Origin of the sequence: Pseudomonas siliginis (genome assembly GCF_019145195.1) — a bacterium.
GTDB lineage: Bacteria > Pseudomonadota > Gammaproteobacteria > Pseudomonadales > Pseudomonadaceae > Aquipseudomonas > Aquipseudomonas siliginis.
The window spans coordinates 176,911-202,117 of the sequence record NZ_JAHSTW010000011.1; the positions used below are offsets into that span (position 1 = coordinate 176,911).

Here is a 25,207-nt window from a genome sequence, read left to right on the forward strand (position 1 = left end):
AACTTGGCTGGATACCTCCATCCTGTCGCGCACAATCCAAGAGGTGATTGATGCGCGCCAACTCGTCTGATCCACAAGACACCGTTACAGCAGAACAACCGATCAAACCCGAGCGTTTGCGCTGGCTGGATCGATTAAGCAAATACCGTCAGCCGATCGGTCTGGCCGTCACGTTGCTGCTGTTTGCCATTGCCCTGATTGCCTGCCGCCATCTGCTCGCCGAACTCGATCTCGACGCGCTGCATGACTCGATTCTGGACGTGCCCAAACCGGCCCTGCTCGGCGCCATCGGTGCGACCGTGGTCGGGTTCATCATTCTGCTCGGCTATGAATGGTCGGCCAGCCGCTACGCTGGTGTGAAACTGCCGCCGCGCACCCTCGCCCTCGGCGGTTTCACCGCATTTGCGATTGGCAATGCCATTGGTCTGTCGCTGCTGTCCGGCGGCTCGGTTCGTTATCGTTTATATGCGCGACTGGGCGTCGGTGCGTCGGAAGTCGCGCACATGACCTTGTTCGCCAGCCTCTCGCTGGGCTGCGCCTTGCCGCCACTGGCAGCGCTGGCCACCCTGAGCAACCTGCCCGCCGCCTCGCAAGCGCTGGGGCTGTCCGAATTCTTGCTGGGCACGGTCGCCGCTGCCGTATTGATCCTCGGTGCTGTGCTGGCAATCGGCATCTATCGCCGTCGTCTGCCGGAACAACCTTACCCCGACAATCTTCTGGTTCGTGCCGGGCGGCGGACATTGCGCCTGCCGGGTCGACGCCTGACCTTCCTGCAACTGGTGATCACCGCTCTCGATGTTGCGGTTGCCGCCACCGTTCTGTATCTGCTGCTGCCGGAAGCGCCGCCGTTTGCGCCGTTCCTGCTGGTGTATCTGCTGGCACTGGCTGCGGGCGTGCTCAGTCACGTTCCGGGCGGCGTTGGTGTGTTCGAGGCGATTCTGCTCGCCGCGTTTGCCGACAAGCTCGGCGCCGCCCCACTGGCAGCCGCACTGCTGCTGTATCGCCTGATCTACGTGGTGCTGCCGCTGCTGGTCGCTTGCGTACTACTGCTGATCAACGAAGGCCAGCGCCTGTTTCAATCCCAGACCATGCGCGCCGCGTCCGGTCTGGCCGCGCCGGTGCTGGCGGTGCTGGTGTTCCTGTCGGGCGTGGTGTTGCTGTTTTCCGGCGCCACCCCGGAGATCGACACGCGCCTGGAGCACATCGGTTTTCTGATCCCGCATCGCCTGGTCGACGCCTCGCACTTTGGCGCCAGCCTGATCGGCGTCCTCTGTCTGTTACTCGCGCAGGGCCTGCGCCGGCGCCTGTCGGCGGCGTGGATGCTGACCACCATTCTGCTGCTGGTTGGCGCCCTGCTCTCGCTACTCAAAGGCTTCGACTGGGAAGAAGCCACGCTGATGACGTTTACGGCCGCGCTGCTCGGCGTGTTCCGCCGCTCCTTCTATCGCCCGAGCCGTTTGACCGAACTGCCGTTTTCGCCGCTGTATCTGGTCGCCAGTCTCTGCGTGCTGGGCGCTTCGGCCTGGTTGCTGCTGTTTGCCTATCAGGACGTACCCTACAGCCATCAGCTGTGGTGGCAGTTCACCCTCGATGCTGACGCGCCGCGCGGTCTGCGCTCGCTGCTCGGTGCGGCGGTGTTGCTGGTAATCATCTCGCTGACCTGGTTGCTGCGCACCGCGCGCCCGGTGATTCACTTGCCGACGCCGGACGAACTGGATCGCGCGGCTAAGATTCTCATGGCCTCGTCACAACCCGACGGCGGCCTCGCGCTGACCGGTGACAAGGCGTTGCTGTTTCATCCCAACGACGAGGCGTTCCTGATGTACGCCCGCCGTGGCCGCAGTCTGGTGGCGCTGTACGACCCGATCGGGCCGAGCCAGCAACGTGCGGAAATGATCTGGCAGTTCCGCGACCTCTGCGACATCCACCATACGCGCCCGGTTTTCTATCAGGTACGTGCGGAGAACCTGCCGTACTACATGGACATCGGCCTGACTGCGATCAAGCTCGGCGAAGAAGCCCGGGTCGATCTGCAACGCTTCGATCTGGAAGCCAAGGGCAAGGAGATGAAGGACCTGCGCTACACCTGGAACCGTGGCACCCGCGATGGACTGTCGCTGGAAATCCATGAGCCGGGGCAGGCGCCGATGGACGAGCTGAAAGTGATTTCCGATGCCTGGCTGACCGGCAAGAACGTGCGCGAGAAAGGCTTCTCCCTTGGCCGTTTCAGCGACGATTACCTGAAGCATTTCCGCATTGCGGTGATTCGCTTCGAAGGCCGCCCGGTAGCGTTCGCCAATCTGCTCGAGACCTACAGCCACGACCTGGCCAGTCTCGACCTGATGCGCGCGCACCCGGAAGCGCCGAAGCTGACCATGGAATTCATGATGGTCGGCCTGATTCAACACTATAAGAGTCACGGATACGCGCGCTTCAGCCTGGGCATGGTGCCGTTGTCGGGGCTGCAACCCCGGCGCGGCGCACCACTGACCCAGCGCCTGGGCTCGATGGTCTTCCGCCGTGGTGAGCAGCTGTACAACTTCCAAGGTTTGCGCCGCTTCAAAGACAAGTTCCAGCCCGACTGGGAACCCCGTTATATGGCCGTGCCCGCCGGACTCGATCCGCTCGTGGCGCTGGCCGATACTGCTGCCCTGATCGCGGGCGGCTTGACTGGATTGGTGAAACGCTGATGATTCAACGCTCCCTGAAGTACATCCTGGCCGCCCTGCTGGTGCTGGCCGTGATTGCCGGCGGCGGTTACTGGTACCTCAAACGCCCGGCACCGGAACCGACCGTCGAACAACTGAAACCCGCCGATGGCACGGCCATGACCCGCGTGATCCCCGGCAACAAGCCGAAGGCTCAGGTGCTGGTGGCCGTCACCGACGAACAGAAGCTCTCCGAGAAACAACTGACCACCCTCAGCCGCAGCGCCTCGGCGCAGATCGTCCAGGTGATTCTGCCCAAGGACTGCCTGCTGCAAAGCCGCGCCCTGCAATCAGGCCTGCGCGAACTGAATGGCCCGGCCACCCTGGTCAGCGGCATCGGCCCGGGCGCTGTGCTGGCGTGGCGCTGGCTGGCGGAACAGAAAGACGATAAGGCCCAGGCCATCTCCGTCGACTTGGCTCTGGAAAAACCCGGCTGCACCCACCTGTTGCCGAAATCTGCCGCCCACGGCCACTGGCTGGTGGCGTGGAACGACAACCCGGACGACGCCAGCGCGGGCTTCGTGCGCGATCAGCCGAACGCCGAGACAAGCATCAGCGACTACGACATCAACCTGCCGCAAGTGCTGAACAACGAACTGCGCAAAATCCTCGTCGGTGGCGACAAGGCCAACGGCGGCCTGGCGATCCCGGTCGTGGAAGTGCCGGCCGGTCAGGCCAATGACACCGTCACCCTGTTCCTCTCCGGCGACGGCGGCTGGCGCGACCTCGACCGCGACGTGGCCGGGGAAATGGCCAAGATCGGTTTCCCGGTGGTCGGCATCGATACCTTGCGCTACTACTGGCAGCACAAGAGCCCGGAGCAAAGCGCACTCGACCTCACCGAACTGATGCAGCACTACCGGCAGAAATGGGGCACCAAACGCTTCATCCTCACCGGCTACTCGTTCGGCGCTGACGTCCTGCCGGCGATCTACAACCGCCTGCCAGAGAACGAACAGCAACGCGTCGACGCGATCATCCTGCTCGCCTTCGCCCGCACCGGCAGCTTCGAAATCGAAGTCGAAGGCTGGCTAGGCAACGCCGGCAAAGAAGCCGCCACCGGCCCGGAAATGGCCAAGCTGCCAGCGGCGAAGGTTGTGTGCATTTATGGTGAAGAAGAGACCGACGAGAGCGGCTGCACCGACAAGACTGCTGTCGGCGAAGCGGTGAAACTGCCCGGCGGGCATCACTTTGATGAAAACTACCCGGCGCTGGCCAAGCGCTTGGTGGATTTGATCCAGAAGCGTCAGAGCAAGAACTCGGTCGCCGAAGAGTGATCTGAGCTACGCCCATAAAAAGCCCCCGCAACTTCACAGTTGCGGGGGCTTTTTACATTCCAGCAGCCACGAAAATCCCCTGTGGGAAATCCCCTGTGGGAGCGAGCCTGCTCGCGAAAGCGGTGGGTCAGTTTACAGATTCGTCGACTGACACTACGCCTTCGCGAGCAGGCTCGCTCCCACAGGGGAATTGCGCTGAACTCTAGTAATCGTTAGCCCGGCAAGCGTATCTTGCCCGCATATCGTCATGGCTGATCACTTGAGCCGGATCGAGGTTGATCAGTCGTACCATCGCTTCGGCTTCAATTCGAAGATTCTCGAGATCATCCTGCTTTTCTTGTTCCGATGACGCCGTCATACACTCCTCGCTCATTTGCATACCTAGTTCGTGCCAGACGTTTAGTGTCGTTTACTTCCAGTCTCGCAATATCAGATGACGCCCACAGACCTTGTAGGCAAACTCCGAAACTCGTGTTCGGGCGCTTTGCCGCTCTATTGCGCTGTTTTTCGACGGGATACTCTCCGGACGTCGCTGCCCCATTCAGCGATCGGGTGTGGTAACCCGGTTAGGCAAAGTGCAACAGTGCCTCCATCACGACATCAGGCGTTCTTTTACGCCTGTAATTTACTGTCATGGCAGCTGTACGTGGGAGACCTTCGGGTCTGCCGGTTTCTTTGCTCTCCCGGTTTACCACCCTGCGTACAGCTGCCACCCATTCGTGTGGTAACGAATGCGGCAGCTCCTCGTTTTAGGGAGCAAAACAATGAGCAAAGAAACTCCGTCAACGCCTTCAGACCTTACAACCATCGGCTTCACCCCTTTCCTCTATAACGCGGATCAAGCGTTCTTCAACGTCCGCGCCGGCATCCCGATCATCGATGCCTTGTCCCAATCCTCCGACCTGCTGTCCCTCGCCAAATCCTTCGCCGAGGATGCTGCTTTCATCAAAGACACCGACCGCCACGCCTGGGCTGCGCATTACCTGACGGTGATGGGCAAGGCCTTGATTGATGACGTGATCCAAGCGCTGATCCCACGACCTGCGCGGACGAAGACTGAATCTGAAGAAGAATTACCTGATAGCCACTAACACTGCAGACCCTTGTGGGAGCGAGCCTGCTCGCGAATGCGGTGGTTCAGCCACCACATGCTTCGACTGACACTAAGCCTTCGCGAGCAGGCTCGCTCCCACAGGGAATCAGCGGTGGTTTGAGGATTGGGCACAGGCACAAAAAAGCCCCCGCCAGCCGCAAGGCTGACGGGGGCTTTTCAGTTGAGGCGCAGGCTACATCTCCACCTGCGTCCCCAACTCAATCACTCGGTTCAACGGCAGATTAAAGAACCGCAAATTGCCATTGGCATTCTTCAACATGAACGCAAACAGCGCCTCACGCCAACGCGCCATCCCCTCGAGTTTCGAGGCAATTACCGTCTCGCGACTGAGGAAATAGGTCGTGCGCATCGGGCTGAAGTCCAGATCATCTAGATGACACAGCTTCAGCGCTTGCGGCACGTCGGGCTCGTCGGTGAAGCCGAAATGCAGGATCACCCGGAAGAAGCCTTCACCGTGGGCTTCGACTTCAAAACGCCGCGATGGCGGTACGCGCGGGATGTCTTCGTAGACCACCGTCAGCAACACCACTTGCTCATGCAGCACCTGGTTGTGCAGCAGGTTGTGCAACAAGGCATGGGGCACGGCGTCGGAGCGGGCGGTGAGGAACACCGCTGTGCCCTGCACACGATGCGGCGGTTGCACGCGGATGCTGCTGATGAAGATCGGCAGCGGCAGCGCGCCTTCGTCGAGGCGTTCGACCAGCAGCTGTTTGCCCCGCTTCCAGGTGGTCATCAGCACGAACAGGGCGATACCGGCGATCACCGGGAAGGCGCCGCCCTGGACGATCTTCGGTACGTTGGCGGCGAAATACAGACCATCCACCAACAGGAAGCCGATCAACACCGGCACCGCAAGGATCGGTGGCCATTTCCACAGCAGCAACATCACGGCGGACACCAGAATGGTAGTCATCAGCATGGTGCCGGTCACTGCCACGCCGTAGGCCGAGGCCAGTGCACCGGAGGATTCGAAGCCCAGCACCAACAGGACCACGCCGACCATCAGCGCCCAGTTCACCGCGCCGATGTAGATCTGGCCTTGTTCGTCGCTGGAGGTGTGCTGGATGTACATGCGCGGGATGTAACCGAGCTGGATCGCCTGACGGGTCAGGGAGAACGCGCCGGAAATCACCGCTTGCGAAGCAATCACCGTGGCCAGGGTCGAAAGGCCGACCAGCGGAATCAGCGCCCAGCTCGGCGCCAGCAGGTAGAACGGGTTGCGCGCGGCTTCCGGGTTTTCCAGCAGCAGTGCGCCCTGGCCGAAGTAATTCAGCACCAGCGCCGGCAGCACCAGCAGAAACCAGGCGCGGGCGATCGGCTTGCGGCCGAAGTGGCCCATGTCGGCGTACAGCGCTTCCGCGCCAGTCAGCGCCAGCACTACCGCGCCGAGGATCGCTACACCCATGCCCGGGTGCACGACAAAAAAATTCACCGCCCACATCGGGTTCAGCGCGTGCAGCACTTGCGGCGTATGGCTGATGCCGTACACACCGAGCGCGCCGAGGACGAGGAACCAGGTGACCATGATCGGCCCGAACAGAATGCCGATCCGCGCGGTGCCGTGGCGCTGGATCAGAAACAGCGCGACCAGCACCACCAGCGACAGCGGCACAACCCAGTGATCGATGCCTTCAAACGCCAGGCCGAGGCCTTCGATCGCCGACAGCACCGAGATCGCCGGGGTGATCATGCTGTCGCCATAGAACAGCGCCGCGCCGATCAGCCCGCACACCACCAACAGCGTGCGCAGGCGCTTGCGCCCTGCCGCTGCCCGCCGTGCCAGCGCCGTCAGGGCCATGATGCCGCCCTCGCCCTGGTTGTCGGCGCGCAGGACGAACATCATGTATTTGATCGAGACCACCCAGATCAGCGACCAGAAGATCAACGACAGAATGCCCAGCACACCGTCGTGATTGACCGGCACGCCGTAACCGCCGGAAAACACTTCCTTGAGGGTGTACAACGGGCTCGTGCCGATGTCGCCATAAACCACCCCGACCGCCGCGACCAGCATGCTCAGCGGTCTGCTTGCCGAACCCTCGGCGCCCGCCGCATGACTACTTGCCTGACCCATCCAACACTCCTGATCTCGATACCGGCTTCTCTGAGGGAAGCACTATGCTTTGAATTGCAGCATGCGCTGTTTTACCTGTTGTTACAGACCAATGATTGACTGCACGAAATCGGTAAAGCTCAACGGCGCGAAGCATAGCGCAGCACTCGTCGTATTTCCCCGTATAAAGCTGGTCAAGTGCGTTGCCCGCCGCTAGAATTGCGCACTTTTTGATCAGAGGCGCATCTCAAGCGCCCATCCGTCGGTTTGCGCACCATGCAAGCGACGTCACAAAACACCGAGGTTAGACATGTCCACCACTCCTGCGCCGGCCAATCCAAAGGTTGGCTTTGTATCTCTGGGTTGCCCGAAAGCACTGGTCGACTCCGAGCGCATCCTGACCCAGCTGCGCATGGAAGGCTATGACGTGGTTTCCACCTATCAGGACGCCGACGTCGTGGTGGTCAACACCTGCGGCTTCATCGATTCGGCCAAGGCCGAGTCGCTGGAAGTGATCGGTGAAGCGATCAAGGAAAACGGCAAGGTCATCGTCACCGGTTGCATGGGCGTGGAAGAAGGCAATATCCGCGACGTACACCCGAGCGTGCTGGCCGTGACCGGCCCGCAGCAGTACGAGCAAGTGGTCAACGCCGTGCACGAAGTGGTGCCGCCGCGTCAGGATCACAACCCGCTGATCGACCTGGTGCCGCCGCAAGGCATCAAGCTGACCCCGCGCCACTACGCGTATTTGAAGATTTCCGAAGGCTGCAACCACAGCTGCTCGTTCTGCATCATCCCGTCGATGCGCGGCAAACTGGTCAGTCGTCCGGTTGGCGATGTGCTCGACGAGGCGCAGCGCCTGGTCAAATCCGGCGTCAAAGAGCTGCTGGTGATCTCGCAAGACACCAGCGCCTACGGCGTCGACGTGAAATACCGCACCGGTTTCTGGAACGGCGCGCCGGTGAAAACCCGCATGACCGAGCTTTGCGAAGCGTTGAGCACCTTGGGCGTCTGGGTCCGTCTGCACTATGTTTACCCGTACCCGCACGTCGACGAGCTGATCCCGCTGATGGCCGCCGGCAAGATCCTGCCGTACCTGGATATCCCGTTCCAGCACGCCAGCCCGAAAGTCCTGAAGTCGATGAAACGCCCGGCGTTCGAAGACAAGACCCTGGCGCGCATCAAGAACTGGCGCGAAATCTGCCCGGACCTGATCATCCGTTCGACCTTCATCGTCGGCTTCCCGGGCGAAACCGAAGAAGACTTCCAGTACCTGCTCAACTGGCTGACCGAAGCCCAGCTCGACCGCGTCGGCTGCTTCCAGTACTCGCCGGTCGATGGCGCTCCGGCCAACGATCTGGATCTGGAAGTGGTACCGGACGACGTCAAGCAGGATCGTTGGGAGCGCTTCATGGCGCACCAGCAGGCGATCAGCTCGGCACGCCTGCAAATGCGCATCGGTCGTGAGATTGAAGTGCTGGTGGATGAAGTTGACGAGCAAGGTGCGGTCGGCCGTTGCTTCTTCGACGCCCCGGAAATCGATGGCAACGTGTTTATCGACAATGGCAGCAACCTGAAGCCGGGCGACAAGGTCTGGTGCAAGGTGACTGACGCCGACGAATACGACCTGTGGGCTGAGCAGATCTAAGCACCACAAAATACCTGTGGGAGCGAGCCTGCTCGCGAATGCGCTGGGTCAGTCGCTGCAAATATTGCCTGACACAATGCTTTCGCGAGCAGGCTCGCTCCCACAAGTGAATAGCGCTGTATCCAGAAGCCCCGCTCTTTTACGAGATGCGGGGCTTTTTTGCGGCTATCGTTTAGCGGGGGACGGACTCCCTTGAACCGCACAAGAGGCACACGCACATGCGTCAGCATTCGGTCATTCACACACCGAAAATCAGCGATTACGAAGAACTGACCCGGGTCTGGGAGGCCTCGGTCCGTGCGACTCACCAGTTCCTGCCGGACAGCTATATCGAGCTGCTGCGCAATCTGGTGCTCACCCGCTATCTCGATGCGGTCATGCTGATCTGCACCAAGGATCGCCAGCAGCGCATCACCGGTTTTGCCGGTGTGGCGGCGGGCAAGATTGAAATGTTGTTCATCGATCCTGATCATCGTGGTCAAGGCTTGGGCAAGCAGTTGCTGCGCTATGCGATCGAACGGCTCAACGCCGATGAACTCGACGTCAATGAGCAGAACCCGCAAGCCTTGGGTTTTTATGAAAAGCAGGGATTTGAAGTGATCGGCCGCTCCGAGGTCGATGGCATGGGCCAGCCGTATCCGCTGCTGCATATGCGCTTGCGGCAGTCCCAACAGCGCTCAGGCAACGGCTGACACACCATGGAACCCCTGTGGGAGCGAGCCTGCTCGCGAATGCGGTGTACCAGTCACTGCACACATAGACTGGCAGGACGCCTTCGCGAGCAGGCTCGCTCCCACATTGGATACAGCGCCTGCAAATGGAACCGGGCTTAACCGCTTCCACACAGGTACAATGCCCACCCCTTTTTTGTTACGGCCTCGTCATGACTGACCCGATTCGCCTCTCCAAACGCCTCATCGAACTGGTCGGTTGCTCCCGCCGGGAGGCCGAGCTGTTCATCGAGGGCGGCTGGGTCACCGTGGACGGCGAAGTCATCGATGAGCCGCAATTCAAGGTCGGCGAGCAAAAGGTCGAGCTCGACAAGGACGCCAAGGCCACTGCGCCGGAGCCGGTGACCATCCTGCTCAACGCGCCCGCCGGCATGGATGTCGACAGCGCCATGCAAACGCTCAGCGCCGAAACTCTCAGCGAAGAGCATCGCTACGGCAAGCGTCCGTTGCGCGGGCATTTCCTGCGCCTGACCGCCAGCGCCGACCTGCAGCCCAAGGCCAGCGGCCTGCTGGTGTTCACCCAGGACTGGAAAATCCTGCGCAAGCTCACCGCCGACGCGGCGAAGATCGAGCAGGAATACATCGTCGAAGTCGAAGGTGAGATGGCTGCCCACGGCCTCAATCGCCTGCAACACGGCCTGACGCACAAGGGCAAGGAGCTGCCGCCGGTGAAGGCCAGTTGGCAGAACGAAAACCGTCTGCGCTTCGCCATGAAAAACCCGCAGCCGGGAATCATCGCGCAGTTCTGCGAAGCGGTTGGCCTGAAGGTCATCGGCATCCGCCGCATCCGCATCGGCGGCGTGTCGATCGGCAAGGTCCCGGTTGGCCAATGGCGCTACCTGTCCGGCAAAGAGAAGTTCTAGAACTTCCACTGCCGCCACACATTCCGGCAGCGCTTACGAGCGCTGCCCACAACGCATCAGGAATACCGACATGGTTCATAACGACGTACTGCGCAGCGTGCGCTACATGCTCGACATCAGCGACAAAAAAGTTGTCGAGATCATCAAACTGGGTGGCATGGACGTCACGCTCGCCGATGTCATCACCTGGCTCGACAAGAAAGAAGAAGACGAAGAAGGCTTCGTACGCTGCCCGGACGAAGTCATCGCGCACTTCCTCGACGGCCTGGTGATCTTCAAGCGCGGCAAGGACGAAAGCCGTCCGCCGCAGCCGATCGAAGTGCCGGTGACCAACAACATCATCCTGAAAAAACTGCGTGTGGCCTTCGAGCTGAAAGAAGACGACATGCACGCGATCCTCAAAGCCGCCGAGTTTCCGGTATCCAAACCTGAACTGAGCGCGCTGTTCCGCAAGGTCGGCCACACCAACTACCGTCCGTGTGGTGACCAGTTGCTGCGTAACTTCCTCAAAGGGCTCACGCTGCGCGTGAGAGCGTAAAGCAGCTGCAAGCTGCAAGCTACAAGCGGCAAGGCGGGGCACGGTGTTTGACTTGCCGCTTGTAGCTTGCAGCTCGAAGCTGGCCGCATGGCCTAGAGTGTACTGATCCCCTAATCTTCAGGATTCGCCATGCATCCCTACTTTTCCCTGCAAGGCCGCACCGCTCTGGTGACTGGCGGTACTCGTGGTATCGGCAAAATGATCGCCAAGGCCTTCGTCGAGGCCGGCGCCCATGTCTACGTGTGCTCGCGCGACGTCGAAGCCTGCCATCAAACCGCCGAAGAACTCGGCGCCATGGGCATTTGCCACGGCGTGGCGGCAAATCTGGCGACCGAGGAAGGCGTGAGGGAACTGGCCGCGCGTCTGGGTGAGCAGATCACTCATCTGGACATTCTGGTGAACAATGCGGGCACCACGTGGGGCGCGCCGCTGGAGAGTTATCCGGTCAAGGGCTGGGAGAAGGTCATGCAGCTCAACGTGACGTCGGTGTTCAGTTGCATCCAGCAGTTCCTGCCGTTGCTGCGCAGGGCTGGCTCGGCGGCGAATCCGGCGCGGATCATCAATATCGGTTCGGTGGCGGGGATTTCTTCGTTTGGCGAGCAGGCTTACGCCTATGGGCCGAGCAAGGCCGCTCTGCATCAGTTGTCGCGCATTCTGGCGCGAGAACTGGTGAGCCAGCACATCAACGTCAACGTGATTGCGCCGGGTCGCTTTCCGAGCAAGATGACCCAGCATATTGGTAATGATGAACAGGCGTTGGCTGAGGATACGGCGTTGATTCCGATGAAGCGCTGGGGGCGTGAGGAAGAGATGGCGGCGCTGGCGATTAGCCTGGCGAGTACGGCGGGGGCTTATATGACCGGGAATATCATTCCGCTGGATGGTGGCTTCAGCCTCTGACATCGGCGGTGTGACTATCGCTGGCAAGCCAGCTCCCACAGGGTTCTTTGGTGTTTGAACAATCCAGGTTCACTCAAAAACCTGTGGGAGCTGGCTTGCCAGCGATGGCGTCCGCCCTGTCACCACCAGACTTGAAGCGGGCCGGGTTATCATGCCCGCCCTACCCGCTTCGATCCCAGACCATGACTTACAGCGTTTCCCCCATCGGCTTCGTGCGCTCCTGCTTCAAGGAGAAGTTCGCCATCCCCCGCCAGCCACAACTGGCCCCAGCCGCTCGTGGCGTGCTGGAACTGGTCGCGCCGTTCGATCAGGGTGACGCCGTGCAGGGGCTGGAGCAGGTCAGTCATGTTTGGCTGTTGTTTCTGTTCCACCAAGCCCTGGAAGACAAACCGCGCCTGAAAGTGCGCCCGCCCCGGCTGGGCGGCAACAAGTCGATGGGCGTGTTTGCCACCCGCGCCACGCACCGGCCGAACGGCATTGGACAGTCGGTGGTGAAGCTGGACAGGGTCGAAGGTAATCGGCTGTTTATCTCCGGGATCGATCTGCTCGACGGCACGCCGGTGCTGGATATCAAACCGTACGTGCCGTACGCCGACATCATCCCGGGGGCAACCAATGACATCGCCAACGCCGCGCCGCAGCTGATCGACGTGCAGTGGACGGATTCGGCTTTGAAACAGGCGCACGCCCACGCTCAGCGGCTTGAAGAGCCATTGGTTGAGCTGATTGAACAATGTCTGGCTCAGGATCCGCGTCCGGCGTATCAGACACCGGCACCGGAACGTGAATATGGCGCGCAGTTCTGGGATCTGGACGTGCGCTGGCATTACCCGACGCCCGAACAGATCCGCGTGCTGGAAGTCATCCCGGCCGGGGCATAAAACCCGCAAACGAAAAAGCCCGCGCTGCCTTCTCAGGCAACGCGGGCTTTTACATTCAATACAAAATCACTGTGGGAGCGAGCCTGCTCGCGAAGGCGTCGTGTCAGCCAACATCAATGTTGATGACAGACTGCTTTCGCGAGCGGGCTCGCTCCCACAGGTATCGCAGGTTATTTTTCGACGAACGCACGCTCGATCAGGTAATCACCCGGCTCGCGCATCCGCGCCGAGATTTTCAGGCCGAAGCTGTCGAGCACTTCGCTGGTCTCGTCGAGCATGCTCGGGCTGCCGCAGATCATTGCGCGGTCGTCCTGCGGGTTGATCGGTGGCAGGCCGATGTCGCTGAACAGCTTGCCGCTGCGCATCAGGTCAGTCAGGCGGCCCTGATTCTCGAACGGCTCGCGGGTCACGGTCGGGTAGTAGATCAACTTGTCACGCAGCGCCTCGCCGAAGAACTCGTTCTGCGGCAGGTGCTCGGTGATGAACTCGCGGTAGGCCACTTCGTTGACGTAACGCACACCGTGAACCAGGATCACTTTCTCAAAGCGCTCGTAGGTTTCCGGGTCCTGAATGACGCTCATGAACGGCGCCAGACCGGTGCCGGTGCTCAGCAGGTACAGGTGCTTGCCCGGGTTCAGGTCATCAAGAACCAGCGTGCCGGTAGGCTTCTTCGAGATGATGATCTCGTCGCCTTCCTTCAAGTGCTGCAGCTGGGAGGTCAGCGGACCGTCCTGCACTTTGATGCTGAAGAACTCGAGATGCTCTTCCCAGTTCGGGCTGGCGATCGAGTAAGCGCGCATAAGCGGGCGGCCGTTGGGCTGTTGCAGGCCGATCATCACGAACTGACCGTTCTCGAAGCGCAGGCCCGGATCGCGGGTGCACTTGAAGCTGAACAGAGTGTCGTTCCAGTGATGAACACTGAGGACACGCTCGTGGTTCATGTTGCTCATGTACGTTTGACTCCTGGAGATTGGTCTGCGCGGCTCAATGAGGCTCAACGTGCGCAATTGCATCGCATTCTAATAGCGACGACAATATCTGTTAACTGGATTATTAAGATAAGGGTTATCGGTTATATCGATATGCGATTTACTCTCCGTCAACTGCAAGTCTTCGTCGCCGTCGCCCAGCAGGAAAGCGTATCCCGTGCTGCGGGTCTGCTCAACCTCTCGCAATCGGCGGCCAGCACTTCGATCACCGAGCTCGAGCGCCAGTCCAGCTGCCAGCTGTTCGACCGCGCCGGCAAACGCCTGAGCCTCAACGCCCTCGGCAAACAACTGTTGCCGCAAGCGGTGGCCCTGCTCGACCAGGCCAAGGAAATCGAAGACCTGCTCAATGGCAAATCCGGGTTCGGCTCTCTATCAGTGGGGGCGACGCTGACTATTGGCAACTATCTGGCCACCCTGCTGATCGGCAGCTTCATGCAGCGCCACCCGGAAAGTCAGGTCAAGCTGCACGTACAGAACACTGCCAATATCGTGCAGCAGGTCGCCCACTACGAAATTGATCTGGGTCTAATCGAAGGCGATTGCAGCCACCCGGACATCGAAGTGCAGAGTTGGGTCGAGGATGAGCTGGTGGTGTTTTGCGCGCCGCAGCATCCGTTGGCCAAACGCGGCAGTGCGACTATGGAAGAGCTGACCCATGAGGCGTGGATTCTGCGGGAACAGGGTTCCGGCACGCGGCTGACCTTCGACCAAGCCATGCGTCACCATCGCAGCGCGCTGAACATTCGTCTCGAGCTGGAACACACCGAAGCGATCAAGCGCGCAGTGGAATCAGGGCTGGGGATTGGCTGCATTTCGCGGCTGGCGCTGCGCGATGCCTTCCGGCGCGGCAGTCTGGTGCCGGTGGAGACGCCGGATCTGGATCTGGCCCGGCAGTTCTATTTCATCTGGCACAAACAGAAGTACCAGACTTCAGCAATGCGCGAGTTTCTCGAGCTGTGCCGCGCTTTCACCGCCGGGGTGCAGCGCAGCGACGAGATCGTCTTGCCGACCATTGCTTAAAGCAGAATCACCGCCCAAACCAGTCCGATCATGCTCAGCGCCACGAACTGCGCGGCGCTGCCCATGTCCTTGGCGTTCTTCGACAGCGGGTGCAATTCCAGCGAGATGCGGTCAATGGCCGCTTCCACCGCCGAATTGAGCAGCTCGACAATCAGCGCCAGCAAGCAAACCGCGATCAACACCGCCTGCTCGACCCGGCTGACATTGAGGAAGAACGTCAGCGGAATCAGCACCACGTTGAGCAGCACCAATTGACGGAACGCCGCTTCGCCGGTGAAGGCAGCGCGCAGGCCATCGAGCGAATAGCCGGACGCGTTGAGGATGCGTTTCAGGCCGGTCTGGCCCTTGAAAGGTGACATAAGAAAGAAACCAGCCAAAAAGGTGTGGGGAAGCTAGATCAACGAAAGTCAAAAAAGCGTGAAACCGCCAGCCATCACTGGCTCGGAATTGACTCAAGTTGTTGCAGCAGTAAAGCCGCTTGCGTGCGAGTGCGCACGTTCAATTTGCGAAAGATCGCCGTGACGTGGGCCTTGATGGTCGCTTCCGACACGCTCAGCTCATAAGCGATCTGCTTGTTCAGCAGACCTTCGCAGACCATGGTCAGCACCCGGAACTGTTGCGGCGTCAGGCTGGCGAGGCCATCACTGGCAGCTTTCGCCTCATCCGACACGCTGACTGCTTCGAACGCTTGCGGCGGCCAAAACACGTCGCCATCGAGCACCTTGCGCACCGCTTCCTGAATCACGCTCAGATCGCTGGACTTGGGAATGAAACCACTGGCGCCGAATTCGCGGGATTTGACCATCACCGAGGCTTCTTCCTGAGCAGAGACCATCACCACCGGAATCTGCGGATACTGCCCGCGCAGCAGCACCAGCCCGGAAAAACCGTAGGCGCCGGGCATGTTCAGATCCAGCAGGACCAGATCCCAGTCAGCCTTTTCGGTCAGGCGCGCTTCCAGTTCGGCGATGCTCGCCACTTCCACCAGTCGCACGTCCGGGCCAAGGCCCAGCGTCACCGCTTGGTGCAGGGCGCTGCGAAACAGGGGGTGATCATCGGCAATCAGGATGTCGTATGTGGCCATTTTTCAAATGATCCTGTTTTTGATGGCAGACGCGGTAGATTCCGGCCTGGCCAAAGCAACTCGAGACAGCGCTTGGAAGCGATATCCACAGGGGCACGTTCAACGCCAATCAACAGCAAACACGGCGTCTCAAACCTTGGCCGCACCCTAATCGGCGCCAAGCATGCCCAGCGCAGCCGAGGTGGTCAAGCAAGATGGCCAGCGCTGTCGACAGTATGGGCCACTATCGGGCCAACGCCGGCTGCGGCTTTCGTATATAGGGCAACAGCTCGGCGTGAGCGGGCGTTGATTCATTCATGTCCAGTTGCTGCTTGGCACCGAGGTAATGCTGGCTGAACACATCGAAATAGGCGTCCAGCGCCGAAGCGGCAGCGCTGTCACCGGCCAGCTCCAGGCACAACGCCGCAACTTCAGCGGTGCACAGGTGCTCGCTGCGGGTCGAACGGCGCAAGCGATAGCGCGAGAGTTTGTCGGGCAGCAGGCTGAGGATTGGCAAGCGGTCGAAATACGGACTCTTGCGAAAGATCTTGCGCGCCTCGGTCCAGGTCGCATCGAGCAAAATGAACAGCGGGCGCTTGCTGCTATCGACTGTCACCGTGTTGGTCACCCGCGACGGTTCGACATACTCACCCGGAAACACCAGGTACGGCTGCCATTGCGGATCGTTGAGCAGTGCAAGCATCTGCGGGTCGGGCTCGGTGCGTGACCAGATGAACGCATGGTTGTCGCGCACCACATCGGCAATCAGCCAACCGGTGTTGCTTGGCTTGAACACTTCCTTGCCGGTCATGATCAGGCACACGCCGGAACGGGTGTCGACGCTTGGCCGCCACGCGCACAGGCAATGACTGATGATGACCCGGCAATCGCGGCAACGCTCGGAGCGAAAGCCGCGCGCCTGAATCGGCTTGATACCTTCGTCCTCACGCTGATCGCGCAGGCGGGCCACGGCGTTGGGGGCATGGTTCATCGCAGGCAACACCGGCAGACAGGGAAACTCGACACGAACGACACTCGGCAGGGCAATAAAGGCCGGCAGTTTACCAGAGCGACGGCCACAAGCCTGTACCGTCCAGACCGGCTCCCCTATAATTCGCCGCCACTGAACGCACCGCCCCGTGACGGGTCGAACCACCAGTCACCGAATCAGGAGAGTTTCATGCTGCGCCTTATCGTTCCCACCGCTGCCATTCTGCTGGCGTCGTCCTTTACCGCTCAGGCTGCGTCCCTGAGTGAGCAGAATCTGAACAGAGAGCTGCGCAACGTCGCCGCCCAAAGCAGCGTCGGCACGCCACGGGCGATCAATGAAGACATTCTTGATCAAGGCTACACCGTCGAAGGCACGCAGCTGATCAACCATCTGAGCGTGCAAAAGAGCCACGCCGACAAGATGCGCGCCGATCCCAAGGCTGTGTATTTCCAGTTGGGCGCGTCGGTGTGCAACAACCCGTCGTACCGCAAGCTGATGGCCAAGGGCGCGATCATGCGTTACGACTTCACCGAAGTGAAAACCAACAAAGCGATCGGCTCGGCCAGTTACCAGGAATCCGATTGCCCGAAAGCCGCGCCAGCGAAGAAGAAGTAATCAGCGCGAAGCCTTGGCGCGCCGCTGCTCATCCTCGGCGCGCAATTCCGCCACTAGCGCCTGCAGATAGCGCGACCGACGCTCGCCGCCGGCCAATCGTCGGCAGCACTCTTCTTCGAGACTCAATTGATGCGTCTCGGCCGACTCCTGCAACATTCGATACAGCTGCGTATCGATCTCCAGAACCACTCTGACCATGCATCCCGCCTCCTTGCCACCCACGAATCCTTGAATTGCCTGGCCTTGCGCAAACGCAAGGTTGTCTTGCGACGTCTGTATTTGAGTAAATCAGAGTGATGGCCCTTTGCGATACGTTCAGACGAGCGGCGATGGTTTGGCGCAAATCAGTAAGCGGTTGCCAGGCAAAACGTTACAGCGCACTGTTCAAGTCAGCGCGAATGCGTGCGAGGGTCTAGATTGAGAGTATTCCCGATCATTCGTTAACGGCAGAAATGGAACTGCCGGCCCTGTGTGTTTTTGCAGTGCGACCCGGACGCTGGTTGTCCGGGCTACCCGCTCTGTACAGAAGGAGACGTTGAATGCCTTATCAACCGAACGACCTCTTGAGCCGTCATTTTCAGGAAAGCGGCGACCTCATCAGCCAGGTCGAAGCCCAACTCAACCGTGTTTCCACCGACAGCCCGAACATCCCCATCTACCGCGACATGATCCTCACCGTGCTGCGCATGGCTCAGGAAGACCACAACCGCTGGAACGCCAAGATCACCCTGCAAGCCCTGCGTGAACTGGAGCAGGCGTTTCGCGTGCTCGAACAATTCAAGGGCCGGCGCAAAGTCACCGTGTTCGGCTCGGCACGTACGCCAGTGGAACATCCGCTATACGCGATGGCCCGCGAACTCGGCGCAGCGCTGACGCGTGCAGAGATGATGGTCATCACCGGCGCCGGCGGCGGCATCATGGCCGCCGCCCACGAAGGGGCCGGGCGTGACCACAGTTTGGGTTTCAACATCACCCTGCCCTTCGAACAACATGCCAACCCCACCGTCGACGGCACCGACAATCTGTTGCCATTCCACTTTTTCTTCACCCGAAAACTATTCTTCGTCAAAGAGGCAGACGCGCTGGTACTGTGCCCGGGCGGGTTCGGCACCCTTGATGAAGCGCTGGAAGTGCTGACGCTGATTCAGACCGGCAAAAGCCCTTTGGTGCCGGTGGTGTTGCTGGATGTTCCGGGCGGTACCTTCTGGCAAGGTGCGCTGGACTTCATCCGCAATCAGCTGGAAGAAAACCGCTATATCCTGCCGACCGATATGAAGTTGATGCGACTGGTTTACAGCGTTGAAGACGCGGTGGACGAGATCAACCAGTTTTACAGCAACTTCCACTCCAGCCGCTGGCTCAAGCGGCAATTTGTGATTCGCATGAACTACAAGCTCAGCGATCAGGCGCTGGCGCAGATGCAGGAGGAGTTTGCTGATCTGTGCCTGAGCGACCAGTTCCACCAACACGCCTACAGCGGTGAAGAACACGACGATGCACAGTTCAGCCATCTGGCACGGCTGGCGTTTGCCTTCAATGGCCGTACCCATGGTCGTCTGAGGGAGTTGGTGGACTTTATCAACCTGCCGGAAAACTGGGCCGATTCGAAACCGCCCACTGCACAACGCTCACTCGAGCCTTTCAACGTGATCTGAAGGCAAAAAAAAGGCCCGCTATTTTTTAAAAAATAGCGGGCCTTTTTTGTTGAATCGGTCTAATCGTCCATCCCTCGACCGCTGAACAAGCGGTTGATCATCTCCATCGAGAACCCCCGATACGCCAGAAACCGGCCTTGCTTGGCCCGCTCTTTCGCATCAATCGGTAAATGCCCGGAGAACTTGCGTTGCCACGTATCCTGAAGCTGCGCCTGCCAGTTGATACCGCTTTCGCGCAGGGCGATTTCGATATCGGTACGTTGCAAACCCCGCTGGCTGAGCTCCTCGCGAATTCGCAGAGGGCCATAGCCGGAACGGGCGCGGTAGGAAACAAAACTTTCAAGGTAGCGGGCTTCGGAAAGCAGCCCCTCTTCCGTCAAACGGTCGAGGGCTGTTTCGATCAGCTCCGCCTCGGCGCCGCGCTGACGCAGCTTACGCGTCAACTCGACTCGACCATGCTCGCGACGTGCGAGCAGGTCCATGGCGGTTCGCCGCACCGCGACGAGGGTATCCAGTACGGCGGTGGTCATCGCTGGTATCAGAGGTCAGCGTCGGCCAGGTCGTCTTCGGTCTCTTTGACCGCCGAGGCCTTGGAGTCCGCGATCACCGCTGGCGACAGCAACTTGTCACGCAGCTGCTTCTCGAGCTTCGCGGCAATTTCCGGGTTGTCCGCCAGGAACTTGGCCGAGTTGGCCTTGCCCTGACCGATCTTGGTGCCTTCGTAGGCGTACCAGGCGCCGGACTTCTCGACAAAACCGTGCAGCACACCCAGGTCGATCATCTCGCCGTTGAGGTAAATGCCTTTGCCGTAAAGAATCTGGAACTCGGCCTGACGGAACGGCGAAGCCACCTTGTTCTTCACAACCTTGACGCGAGTTTCGCTGCCGACCACTTCGTCGCCTTCCTTCACCGCGCCAGTACGGCGGATGTCGAGACGAACCGAGGCGTAGAACTTCAGCGCGTTACCACCGGTGGTGGTTTCCGGGCTGCCGAACATCACGCCGATTTTCATACGGATCTGGTTGATGAAGATGACCAGGCAGTTGGCGTTCTTGATGTTACCGGTGATTTTACGCAGCGCCTGAGACATCAGACGTGCTTGCAGGCCGACGTGCATGTCGCCCATTTCACCTTCGATTTCAGCTTTTGGTACCAGTGCCGCCACGGAGTCGACGATGATCACGTCAACGGCGTTGGAGCGCACCAGCATGTCGGTGATTTCCAGGGCCTGTTCGCCGGTGTCCGGCTGGGAAACCAGCAGGTCGTCAACGTTGACGCCCAGCTTGCCGGCGTACTCTGGATCGAGCGCGTGTTCGGCGTCGACGAATGCGCAGGTCGCGCCGGCTTTCTGCGCCTGGGCGATCACGGACAAGGTCAGTGTGGTTTTACCGGAGGATTCAGGTCCGTAGATTTCAACAATACGGCCTTTTGGCAGACCGCCGATGCCGAGTGCAATGTCCAGACCCAGAGAGCCAGTAGAGATGGCCGGGATCGCCTGACGGTCCTGATCGCCCATACGCATTACGGCACCCTTGCCGAATTGACGTTCGATCTGACCCAGGGCCGCAGCCAAGGCTTTCTTCTTGTTGTCGTCCATTAAAGTCCTCACGTAATCAATAAGGCCTGACGGCCAACACCTGTATAAGTAGCCAGTATTATTCCACAGCGTTCGAAGATCGCCTACCCCTGATTTTCGATTTCTCGTGCCGCTAGTCGCACAAGCCCCTCTAGCGCGGCCTTCACCGTTTGTCGGCGGACTTCATCACGACCACCGGGGAAGTGCTGAACCTCGCTATAAACCTCATCGCCCACACCCCAGGCCAGCCACACCGTGCCCACCGGTTTGTTCGGCGTGCCGCCGTCGGGACCGGCGACACCGCTGACCGCCACGGCAAAATGCGCCAGGCTGTGCCGCTGCGCACCGCGCACCATGGCCTCGACCACTTCGCGACTGACCGCCCCTACCGTCTCGAACAAATCGCCCGGCACATCCAGCTGCCGCGTCTTCTGCCGATTGGAATACGTCACGTACCCCGCTTCAAACCAGGCCGAACTGCCCGGAATCCGCGTAATCGCTTCGGCAATCCCGCCACCTGTGCAGGACTCGGCGGTAGTGACATGGGCATTGAGCACTTGCAGACGTCGGCCCAGTTCTGCGGCCAGTTGGGTGGTCTCTTTCACGGCGAGCTCCGGATCGTGTGGAATGCCTTCACCGTACACGAGCCGGCCATGCTTTCAATACACAGAATCATTCAAGATGTTCGGGCGCCAGCGCTCTGACATAGGCCTGACAGGCCTGCAACGCAATCAATCCACGATCGCCGGTGTCGGTGATGGCGATAATTCGTTGAGCATGCGCCGGGTCAAGTCGGGCGCGTACGGCTGCAGAATCCACGCCGCTGGTGCCGGCGGTGGCTGGCAGCGCACCGCCGTGGGCAACGTCGCCGGCGTCGAGAAGGACTGACAGCCGCACATCGGCAGTAGCAAGGCGATCGCGCAAGCGATCCTGATCACGTTGGGCATCGCTCAGCGCTCGATAATGGGTTTGTTCACTCGCCGCGATCCGTTGCTCCAGCGCCAGGCGTTTGTCCTGCTCGGCCTGTTGCGCGGTGGCGGCGGTCAGCGTCAGTTGATTGAGGGTTTCGGCGTTTAACCGCGCCTGCTCGGCCAATCGCCCCCCGTAGCGCCAGTCCTGAAACTGCCATGCCGCTGCAAACGCCCCGGCCACCAGCAGCAACAGACCCATCACGCGCCAGGAGCCGGACATAGCACCGCCCTCGCCCGTGCCCAGATCTCGAGTCGATCCTGCAAGCCATTCAACCCGCCGTTGATCCGGCGGGTGATGGTGTTGAACTGGTCCGCGTCGGCCAGTTCGTTCAAGCCCTTCTGCGCCCAGAACCACGCCGCCGATTCTGCCGCCCATTGCGGTTGCTCGAGCAATTCGGGCAATGCCAACAGACGCTCATCGCCAAACAAGCCGAGACTGCACTGACGATAATTTGCCCGGCCGGTGATCTGAATCAGTCCACGCCCGCGATACTTTTGCCCGTCGCCGTCGGCTTCCGGAGTATTGCCCAGACGCAGCGCCAGCGTGCCAGTGTCGTATTTGCTCAAATACTGGTTATTGCCCAGTTCGCGCACGTAACGCAATTGGCCGGACTCGTGACCGACCTGTGCCAGAAACGCCGCGATGCGCTTGGGCGTATCGATGCGCTGCCTGGCCATCGCAGCGTTGAGTGCAGAAACAAAAACGCCCGCTTGGGAGCGGGCGTTGGGCATGATGTCGATAAGGTGTTTTTCAGTTAATTGCATGATGCTTGATCCTCCCTGGATGTTGTCCCGATTGAATCACGGCTGGCGGCTGATGCTTGCCAGCCATTTATTTGCCAGAGTTTTCAGGGGGCCGGTCGCACCAGTTTCCGCGAGTCCCCCATCCGCCGGTAGCACCTGCCCGCCCGAGAGCTGCCACTGCTGGAACTCTAGCCAGTCGCGATTGTTGGAGTCCTGTGGAATAAACGCACAGTCAGCCAGGCGCAACACGCCGCAAGCGCTTAATTGATAAGCCATGAGTGTCGCTCCTAGATTTCAGCGTCCGCTGTCCATTCCAGTTGCAAAGTCTGCCCCGGTGCGCTGCCGACTGGCGTGACGGTGGCAAAAGAAATACTACGATCCGTTACGCCTTGAAGTAGCGTGCCGGTGCAAGCTTTGCTGATCGATTGATTCCAGACCTGATTACTGCTGTCCGCCGGGCTATAGGCAGTAACCGTCGGTTGAACTCTTTTCTGAACCAGAAAGCCGATCGTCATCCCGTATTGGCCGGTATTTCCTGCCGGGACCTGAGTAAATGTCGAGATACAGGTATTCGTGCCATTATTGGCTTTGACCGGCAACCCGGAAGCAAATGACTTTTCGAAATAGCGCTGACATAACGCCAGCTCCTGCGCTAAGGGACGAAGTTCAAAGGGCGTGGATACAGGCCCCTCCTCCAATTGGACCTGTGTCAGATCGACCGTTTGCAGCACGTTGAGAGGCAGATCGAACGCCAATGTCAGACAGTCGCCGCTGCCTTGCATTTTCCCCGCAATGGCAGGCACCTGAAACGTTGCGGTGTAGCGCGTCCACACTGTGTTCAGTTGAAACGTATCAATCAATTTCCCAACGGGTGCCGATCCGCCCACCCCGAATTGCTGCGCAATTGTTATTTGCAAAGGCCGCACGGCATCGGATCGAGCCCAAAACGTCAGCGTTGCCGTTTTTCCGGCGAGCGTTCTGACCGACTCTATATTCTGGGAGATTTTGTGAACGGTAGCTCCCGCCCCTGCGGACGTTTGCTGCCAGCGCAGGAAACAGGCCGGTTCATCAGAGACCTCGCCTTGCCCGAGAGCAAAATTTTGCCGAGTGATGCTCACTCCGGCGTTTCCGTTCCAGTCACAACGGAAACGATCAGCCACGTACCCGCCGACATTTGGCGCCTGATTGCTCGCACCACGTTGCCAGATTCTGAAATCGCCATTGATCAACAGATTCTTGCGATAGACCTGTACCGGAAACGCTTGCAGCGGATCAGGTCTGGACAACTGTCGAATGGCTTGGGCCAATTGATTGGTCTGATTTTCATCAGGTGTCAGGCCGGCAGCCGTGATTGCATTGAGAATCTCCTCGGTAACACTGTTCCCCCAACTCGCCGGGATCAGTGACCCCGGCTTTCCTGCAATCGGGTCTTCGTCGACAAACCTGCCGTTTTCCAGACCTGAGCCCGGAATGCTTTTCGGATAATCCATATCACGTTCCTGATGATTTAAAGCGCAGCAGACAGCCAGCTCGGTGCCACTGGCCTATGGGCGCTGGACGGGAAGAATGAGCCTTGCGGCCACTCGCGCAACGCCCGTCGAAAAGTTTGCAGTTCGGCATATTGTTCAGTGGTCAATGTTGTGCCGCCGCCGTCCTCCAGTTCATCACGGTCGCGTGCGACCAGGCCGTCAGTGGCGGCAAGCTGAGCGTTGCGCCAGGTGCGTTCGAAGCCTGCGGCCGCCTCTGCCGAAGGAGGCGGTGGATCGACCAGCACCGGATAACCGCTTTCAGCATGCACGCCAATAACTTTCGCGGTGACCGACAGTTGCTGCAGAAGCGAGATCCAATAGGCTTGGGGAATTTCGATGACATCGTCAGGAATGTCCGACGAATTGATTCCCGGTACATACACGCCTCGCGTACCGGCGCTGAAAAGCACGTTGGTAGTATTCATTCAATAACCCTTGGCAAAATAAAACACGGTCCAGCCAGCGCCAGGCTGGTTGACCGCGTTGCGCACTTTCAAGCGAACGCCTTGCTTGGTGGCGGTGCCTCCGACAACAATCACGATGGCCGCTTCGCCACCAGCGTGGTTGGCGACACATGAGAAAAACCCATTCGGGAAGGAAACCGGGAAATTGACCCACATTTCACCGTTGGCATCCGTAATGCCGGTTCCCCATTGATCTATGTTCCCACTGGCGTGCTTCTGATACCCGGGGTTAGCAGTCAACCCTGAAAACAGCGCGGCATATTTGAGACTCGCGGTGCCGTGGACTGCCCAGACTCCGTTTTCCCTGACGACGGTGGCGCTCTCACCACTGTTCATGACAATCGAGGTCAGTTCAGCTCCTTGCGGGCTTATTTTCGCAATGCCTGTACAGGCAATAGTGACCGGGGCGTTGCTACGGCAATGCAGCGTGAACGTTGCGCCATTGGGAACTGACTTGATGTCTGGCAAAGACACGGTATAGGCCGAGTTTCCGCCCAGGCCGATCGCCCATCCCACATCCGCAAGAGAAAGTTGCGCCGTGGCTGCGATGTCACGAGACCCTGCATGATTGCCCAGTGCACGCTGCACGAACTCGGCCGTAGCCACTGAACGGCTGAAATCGAATTGCGCCGGGGTTTTGAAGAGCTGCGAGCTACGTAGCGCGTCGAGCATTTGTGTATTTGAAGTCTCGGTCGGTGTCATTCCAGCGGCCCGCACAACGCCGAGAATTTCCTGCGTCACGCCGTTGCCCCAACTCGCGGGAATCAACGAGCCGGGTGTGCCCGCGAGCGCGTCCTCATCAACAAACATGCCATTGACCAAGCCTGCGCTTGGCACACTGATTGGATAATCCATTGTCTTTTTCCTTAACGATGAC

Annotated in this window: 27 protein-coding genes; 12 read left to right on the forward strand and 15 right to left on the reverse strand. The window is 59.8% G+C overall.

What is annotated here, in order from left to right:
- The first annotated feature begins 50 nt into the window (after positions 1-50).
- The 3 genes from mprF (at position 51) to KVG87_RS21915 (ending at position 5,076) form a co-directional block, all read left to right on the forward strand.
- Entirely contained in the window at positions 51-2,690 is a 2,640-nt protein-coding gene (mprF, locus tag KVG87_RS21905; protein ID WP_217852556.1) for a bifunctional lysylphosphatidylglycerol flippase/synthetase MprF, read from the forward strand.
- Positions 2,690-3,985 (forward strand): virulence factor family protein, encoded by a 1,296-nt coding sequence (locus tag KVG87_RS21910; RefSeq protein WP_217852558.1) that lies wholly within the window; start codon positions 2,690-2,692, stop codon positions 3,983-3,985. The genes mprF and KVG87_RS21910 overlap by 1 nt, the downstream gene beginning before the upstream one ends.
- Before the next feature lie 764 nt (positions 3,986-4,749).
- The gene (locus KVG87_RS21915) at positions 4,750-5,076 is read left to right on the forward strand and encodes a DUF3077 domain-containing protein (protein ID WP_217852560.1); all 327 of its coding nucleotides are present in this window, start codon (positions 4,750-4,752) and stop codon (positions 5,074-5,076) included.
- Between the two features lie 195 nt (positions 5,077-5,271).
- Here the strand turns inward: KVG87_RS21915 and KVG87_RS21920 are convergent, their stop codons facing one another.
- Entirely contained in the window at positions 5,272-7,113 is a 1,842-nt protein-coding gene (locus KVG87_RS21920; protein WP_437180905.1) for a potassium transporter Kup, read from the reverse strand.
- A 349-nt stretch (positions 7,114-7,462) separates the two neighbouring features.
- Here KVG87_RS21920 and rimO point away from each other — a divergent pair, with 349 nt between their 5' ends.
- From rimO to tsaA, 6 genes are all read left to right on the forward strand, one after another.
- Positions 7,463-8,800, forward strand: coding sequence for a 30S ribosomal protein S12 methylthiotransferase RimO (gene rimO, locus KVG87_RS21925; RefSeq protein ID WP_024011887.1), 1,338 nt, complete (start codon positions 7,463-7,465; stop codon positions 8,798-8,800).
- A 218-nt stretch (positions 8,801-9,018) separates the two neighbouring features.
- Complete coding sequence (locus tag KVG87_RS21930; protein WP_110645929.1) at positions 9,019-9,492, forward strand: GNAT family N-acetyltransferase; 474 nt, start codon at positions 9,019-9,021, stop codon at positions 9,490-9,492.
- Positions 9,493-9,683: 191 nt separating this feature from the next.
- Positions 9,684-10,394, forward strand: coding sequence for an rRNA pseudouridine synthase (locus KVG87_RS21935; RefSeq protein WP_024011885.1), 711 nt, complete (start codon positions 9,684-9,686; stop codon positions 10,392-10,394).
- Positions 10,395-10,464: 70 nt separating this feature from the next.
- On the forward strand, positions 10,465-10,932 hold the full coding sequence (locus KVG87_RS21940; RefSeq protein WP_016771408.1) for a YehS family protein: 468 nt from the start codon (positions 10,465-10,467) through the stop codon (positions 10,930-10,932).
- Positions 10,933-11,061: 129 nt separating this feature from the next.
- Entirely contained in the window at positions 11,062-11,832 is a 771-nt protein-coding gene (locus tag KVG87_RS21945; RefSeq protein ID WP_217852565.1) for an SDR family oxidoreductase, read from the forward strand.
- Between the two features lie 182 nt (positions 11,833-12,014).
- On the forward strand, positions 12,015-12,713 hold the full coding sequence (gene tsaA, locus KVG87_RS21950; protein ID WP_217852568.1) for a tRNA (N6-threonylcarbamoyladenosine(37)-N6)-methyltransferase TrmO: 699 nt from the start codon (positions 12,015-12,017) through the stop codon (positions 12,711-12,713).
- A 170-nt stretch (positions 12,714-12,883) separates the two neighbouring features.
- Here the strand turns inward: tsaA and fpr are convergent, their stop codons facing one another.
- Entirely contained in the window at positions 12,884-13,663 is a 780-nt protein-coding gene (fpr, locus tag KVG87_RS21955; RefSeq protein WP_007908723.1) for a ferredoxin-NADP reductase, read from the reverse strand.
- 132 nt (positions 13,664-13,795) lie between these two features.
- Here fpr and KVG87_RS21960 point away from each other — a divergent pair, with 132 nt between their 5' ends.
- Positions 13,796-14,722: a LysR family transcriptional regulator gene (locus KVG87_RS21960; RefSeq protein ID WP_024011881.1), complete on the forward strand. Its 927-nt coding sequence runs from the start codon at positions 13,796-13,798 to the stop codon at positions 14,720-14,722.
- Here the strand turns inward: KVG87_RS21960 and KVG87_RS21965 are convergent.
- The 3 genes from KVG87_RS21965 to KVG87_RS21975 form a co-directional block, all read right to left on the reverse strand.
- Positions 14,719-15,081, reverse strand: a complete 363-nt coding sequence (locus tag KVG87_RS21965; protein ID WP_016771411.1) for a diacylglycerol kinase — start codon at positions 15,079-15,081, stop codon at positions 14,719-14,721. The genes KVG87_RS21960 and KVG87_RS21965 overlap by 4 nt on opposite strands.
- A 74-nt stretch (positions 15,082-15,155) precedes the next feature.
- Positions 15,156-15,806: a response regulator transcription factor ErdR gene (gene erdR, locus KVG87_RS21970; RefSeq protein ID WP_016771412.1), complete on the reverse strand. Its 651-nt coding sequence runs from the start codon at positions 15,804-15,806 to the stop codon at positions 15,156-15,158.
- Positions 15,807-16,029: 223 nt separating this feature from the next.
- The gene (locus KVG87_RS21975; protein ID WP_130930165.1) at positions 16,030-16,776 is read right to left on the reverse strand and encodes a tRNA-uridine aminocarboxypropyltransferase; all 747 of its coding nucleotides are present in this window, start codon (positions 16,774-16,776) and stop codon (positions 16,030-16,032) included.
- Between the two features lie 189 nt (positions 16,777-16,965).
- Between KVG87_RS21975 and KVG87_RS21980 the strand changes: the two genes are divergently transcribed.
- Positions 16,966-17,391: a PA3611 family quorum-sensing-regulated virulence factor gene (locus KVG87_RS21980; RefSeq protein ID WP_007908738.1), complete on the forward strand. Its 426-nt coding sequence runs from the start codon at positions 16,966-16,968 to the stop codon at positions 17,389-17,391.
- Here KVG87_RS21980 and KVG87_RS21985 read toward each other — a convergent pair whose 3' ends face one another.
- On the reverse strand, positions 17,392-17,589 hold the full coding sequence (locus KVG87_RS21985; RefSeq protein WP_016770569.1) for a hypothetical protein: 198 nt from the start codon (positions 17,587-17,589) through the stop codon (positions 17,392-17,394).
- Between the two features lie 341 nt (positions 17,590-17,930).
- Between KVG87_RS21985 and KVG87_RS21990 the strand changes: the two genes are divergently transcribed.
- Entirely contained in the window at positions 17,931-19,046 is a 1,116-nt protein-coding gene (locus KVG87_RS21990) for an LOG family protein (protein ID WP_217852571.1), read from the forward strand.
- A 59-nt stretch (positions 19,047-19,105) separates the two neighbouring features.
- On the opposite strand, the gene recX is transcribed toward KVG87_RS21990, so the two are convergent.
- From recX to KVG87_RS22035, 9 genes are all read right to left on the reverse strand, one after another.
- Complete coding sequence (gene recX / locus KVG87_RS21995) at positions 19,106-19,576, reverse strand: recombination regulator RecX (RefSeq protein WP_024011877.1); 471 nt, start codon at positions 19,574-19,576, stop codon at positions 19,106-19,108.
- Positions 19,577-19,584: 8 nt separating this feature from the next.
- Positions 19,585-20,643, reverse strand: a complete 1,059-nt coding sequence (gene recA / locus KVG87_RS22000) for a recombinase RecA (RefSeq protein ID WP_024011876.1) — start codon at positions 20,641-20,643, stop codon at positions 19,585-19,587.
- A gap of 83 nt (positions 20,644-20,726) precedes the next feature.
- Positions 20,727-21,227 (reverse strand): CinA family protein, encoded by a 501-nt coding sequence (locus tag KVG87_RS22005; RefSeq protein ID WP_076566185.1) that lies wholly within the window; start codon positions 21,225-21,227, stop codon positions 20,727-20,729.
- Positions 21,228-21,294: 67 nt separating this feature from the next.
- Positions 21,295-21,813, reverse strand: coding sequence for a lysis system i-spanin subunit Rz (locus tag KVG87_RS22010; RefSeq protein ID WP_217852573.1), 519 nt, complete (start codon positions 21,811-21,813; stop codon positions 21,295-21,297).
- Positions 21,792-22,358, reverse strand: a complete 567-nt coding sequence (locus tag KVG87_RS22015) for a glycoside hydrolase family 19 protein (RefSeq protein ID WP_056783298.1) — start codon at positions 22,356-22,358, stop codon at positions 21,792-21,794. The genes KVG87_RS22010 and KVG87_RS22015 overlap by 22 nt, the downstream gene beginning before the upstream one ends.
- A 36-nt stretch (positions 22,359-22,394) precedes the next feature.
- Positions 22,395-22,613, reverse strand: a complete 219-nt coding sequence (locus tag KVG87_RS22020) for a hypothetical protein (RefSeq protein ID WP_207808254.1) — start codon at positions 22,611-22,613, stop codon at positions 22,395-22,397.
- An 11-nt stretch (positions 22,614-22,624) separates the two neighbouring features.
- The gene (locus KVG87_RS22025; RefSeq protein WP_217852575.1) at positions 22,625-23,827 is read right to left on the reverse strand and encodes a carbohydrate-binding protein CenC; all 1,203 of its coding nucleotides are present in this window, start codon (positions 23,825-23,827) and stop codon (positions 22,625-22,627) included.
- A gap of 17 nt (positions 23,828-23,844) precedes the next feature.
- Entirely contained in the window at positions 23,845-24,291 is a 447-nt protein-coding gene (locus tag KVG87_RS22030) for a tail fiber assembly protein (protein ID WP_217852577.1), read from the reverse strand.
- Positions 24,292-25,185 (reverse strand): gp53-like domain-containing protein, encoded by an 894-nt coding sequence (locus tag KVG87_RS22035; protein ID WP_122610685.1) that lies wholly within the window; start codon positions 25,183-25,185, stop codon positions 24,292-24,294. It lies immediately after the preceding gene.
- Between the last annotated feature and the right edge of the window lie 22 nt (positions 25,186-25,207).

Bases quoted from the DNA above. Each gene is read 5' to 3' on its own strand.
- KVG87_RS21980 (WP_007908738.1), top strand. From the start codon at position 16,966: ATGCTGCGCCTTATCGTTCCCACCGCTGCCATTCTGCTGGCGTCGTCC.
- mprF (WP_217852556.1), top strand. From the start codon at position 51: ATGCGCGCCAACTCGTCTGATCCACAAGACACCGTTACAGCAGAACAA.
- tsaA (WP_217852568.1), top strand. From the start codon at position 12,015: ATGACTTACAGCGTTTCCCCCATCGGCTTCGTGCGCTCCTGCTTCAAG.
- KVG87_RS22025 (WP_217852575.1), bottom strand. From the start codon at position 23,827: ATGGATTATCCGAAAAGCATTCCGGGCTCAGGTCTGGAAAACGGCAGG.
- KVG87_RS21945 (WP_217852565.1), top strand. From the start codon at position 11,062: ATGCATCCCTACTTTTCCCTGCAAGGCCGCACCGCTCTGGTGACTGGC.
- KVG87_RS21985 (WP_016770569.1), bottom strand. From the start codon at position 17,589: ATGGTCAGAGTGGTTCTGGAGATCGATACGCAGCTGTATCGAATGTTG.
- fpr (WP_007908723.1), bottom strand. From the start codon at position 13,663: ATGAGCAACATGAACCACGAGCGTGTCCTCAGTGTTCATCACTGGAAC.
- KVG87_RS22030 (WP_217852577.1), bottom strand. From the start codon at position 24,291: ATGAATACTACCAACGTGCTTTTCAGCGCCGGTACGCGAGGCGTGTAT.
- KVG87_RS22020 (WP_207808254.1), bottom strand. From the start codon at position 22,613: ATGGCTTATCAATTAAGCGCTTGCGGCGTGTTGCGCCTGGCTGACTGT.
- recA (WP_024011876.1), bottom strand. From the start codon at position 20,643: ATGGACGACAACAAGAAGAAAGCCTTGGCTGCGGCCCTGGGTCAGATC.
- KVG87_RS21960 (WP_024011881.1), top strand. From the start codon at position 13,796: ATGCGATTTACTCTCCGTCAACTGCAAGTCTTCGTCGCCGTCGCCCAG.
- KVG87_RS22010 (WP_217852573.1), bottom strand. From the start codon at position 21,813: ATGTCCGGCTCCTGGCGCGTGATGGGTCTGTTGCTGCTGGTGGCCGGG.
- rimO (WP_024011887.1), top strand. From the start codon at position 7,463: ATGTCCACCACTCCTGCGCCGGCCAATCCAAAGGTTGGCTTTGTATCT.
- KVG87_RS21975 (WP_130930165.1), bottom strand. From the start codon at position 16,776: ATGAACCATGCCCCCAACGCCGTGGCCCGCCTGCGCGATCAGCGTGAG.
- KVG87_RS22035 (WP_122610685.1), bottom strand. From the start codon at position 25,185: ATGGATTATCCAATCAGTGTGCCAAGCGCAGGCTTGGTCAATGGCATG.
- KVG87_RS21920 (WP_437180905.1), bottom strand. From the start codon at position 7,113: ATGCTGGTCGCGGCGGTCGGGGTGGTTTATGGCGACATCGGCACGAGC.
- KVG87_RS21935 (WP_024011885.1), top strand. From the start codon at position 9,684: ATGACTGACCCGATTCGCCTCTCCAAACGCCTCATCGAACTGGTCGGT.
- recX (WP_024011877.1), bottom strand. From the start codon at position 19,576: ATGACCACCGCCGTACTGGATACCCTCGTCGCGGTGCGGCGAACCGCC.
- KVG87_RS21930 (WP_110645929.1), top strand. From the start codon at position 9,019: ATGCGTCAGCATTCGGTCATTCACACACCGAAAATCAGCGATTACGAA.
- KVG87_RS21990 (WP_217852571.1), top strand. From the start codon at position 17,931: ATGCCTTATCAACCGAACGACCTCTTGAGCCGTCATTTTCAGGAAAGC.
- KVG87_RS21910 (WP_217852558.1), top strand. From the start codon at position 2,690: ATGATTCAACGCTCCCTGAAGTACATCCTGGCCGCCCTGCTGGTGCTG.
- KVG87_RS21940 (WP_016771408.1), top strand. From the start codon at position 10,465: ATGGTTCATAACGACGTACTGCGCAGCGTGCGCTACATGCTCGACATC.
- KVG87_RS21965 (WP_016771411.1), bottom strand. From the start codon at position 15,081: ATGTCACCTTTCAAGGGCCAGACCGGCCTGAAACGCATCCTCAACGCG.
- KVG87_RS22015 (WP_056783298.1), bottom strand. From the start codon at position 22,358: ATGCAATTAACTGAAAAACACCTTATCGACATCATGCCCAACGCCCGC.
- KVG87_RS21915 (WP_217852560.1), top strand. From the start codon at position 4,750: ATGAGCAAAGAAACTCCGTCAACGCCTTCAGACCTTACAACCATCGGC.
- erdR (WP_016771412.1), bottom strand. From the start codon at position 15,806: ATGGCCACATACGACATCCTGATTGCCGATGATCACCCCCTGTTTCGC.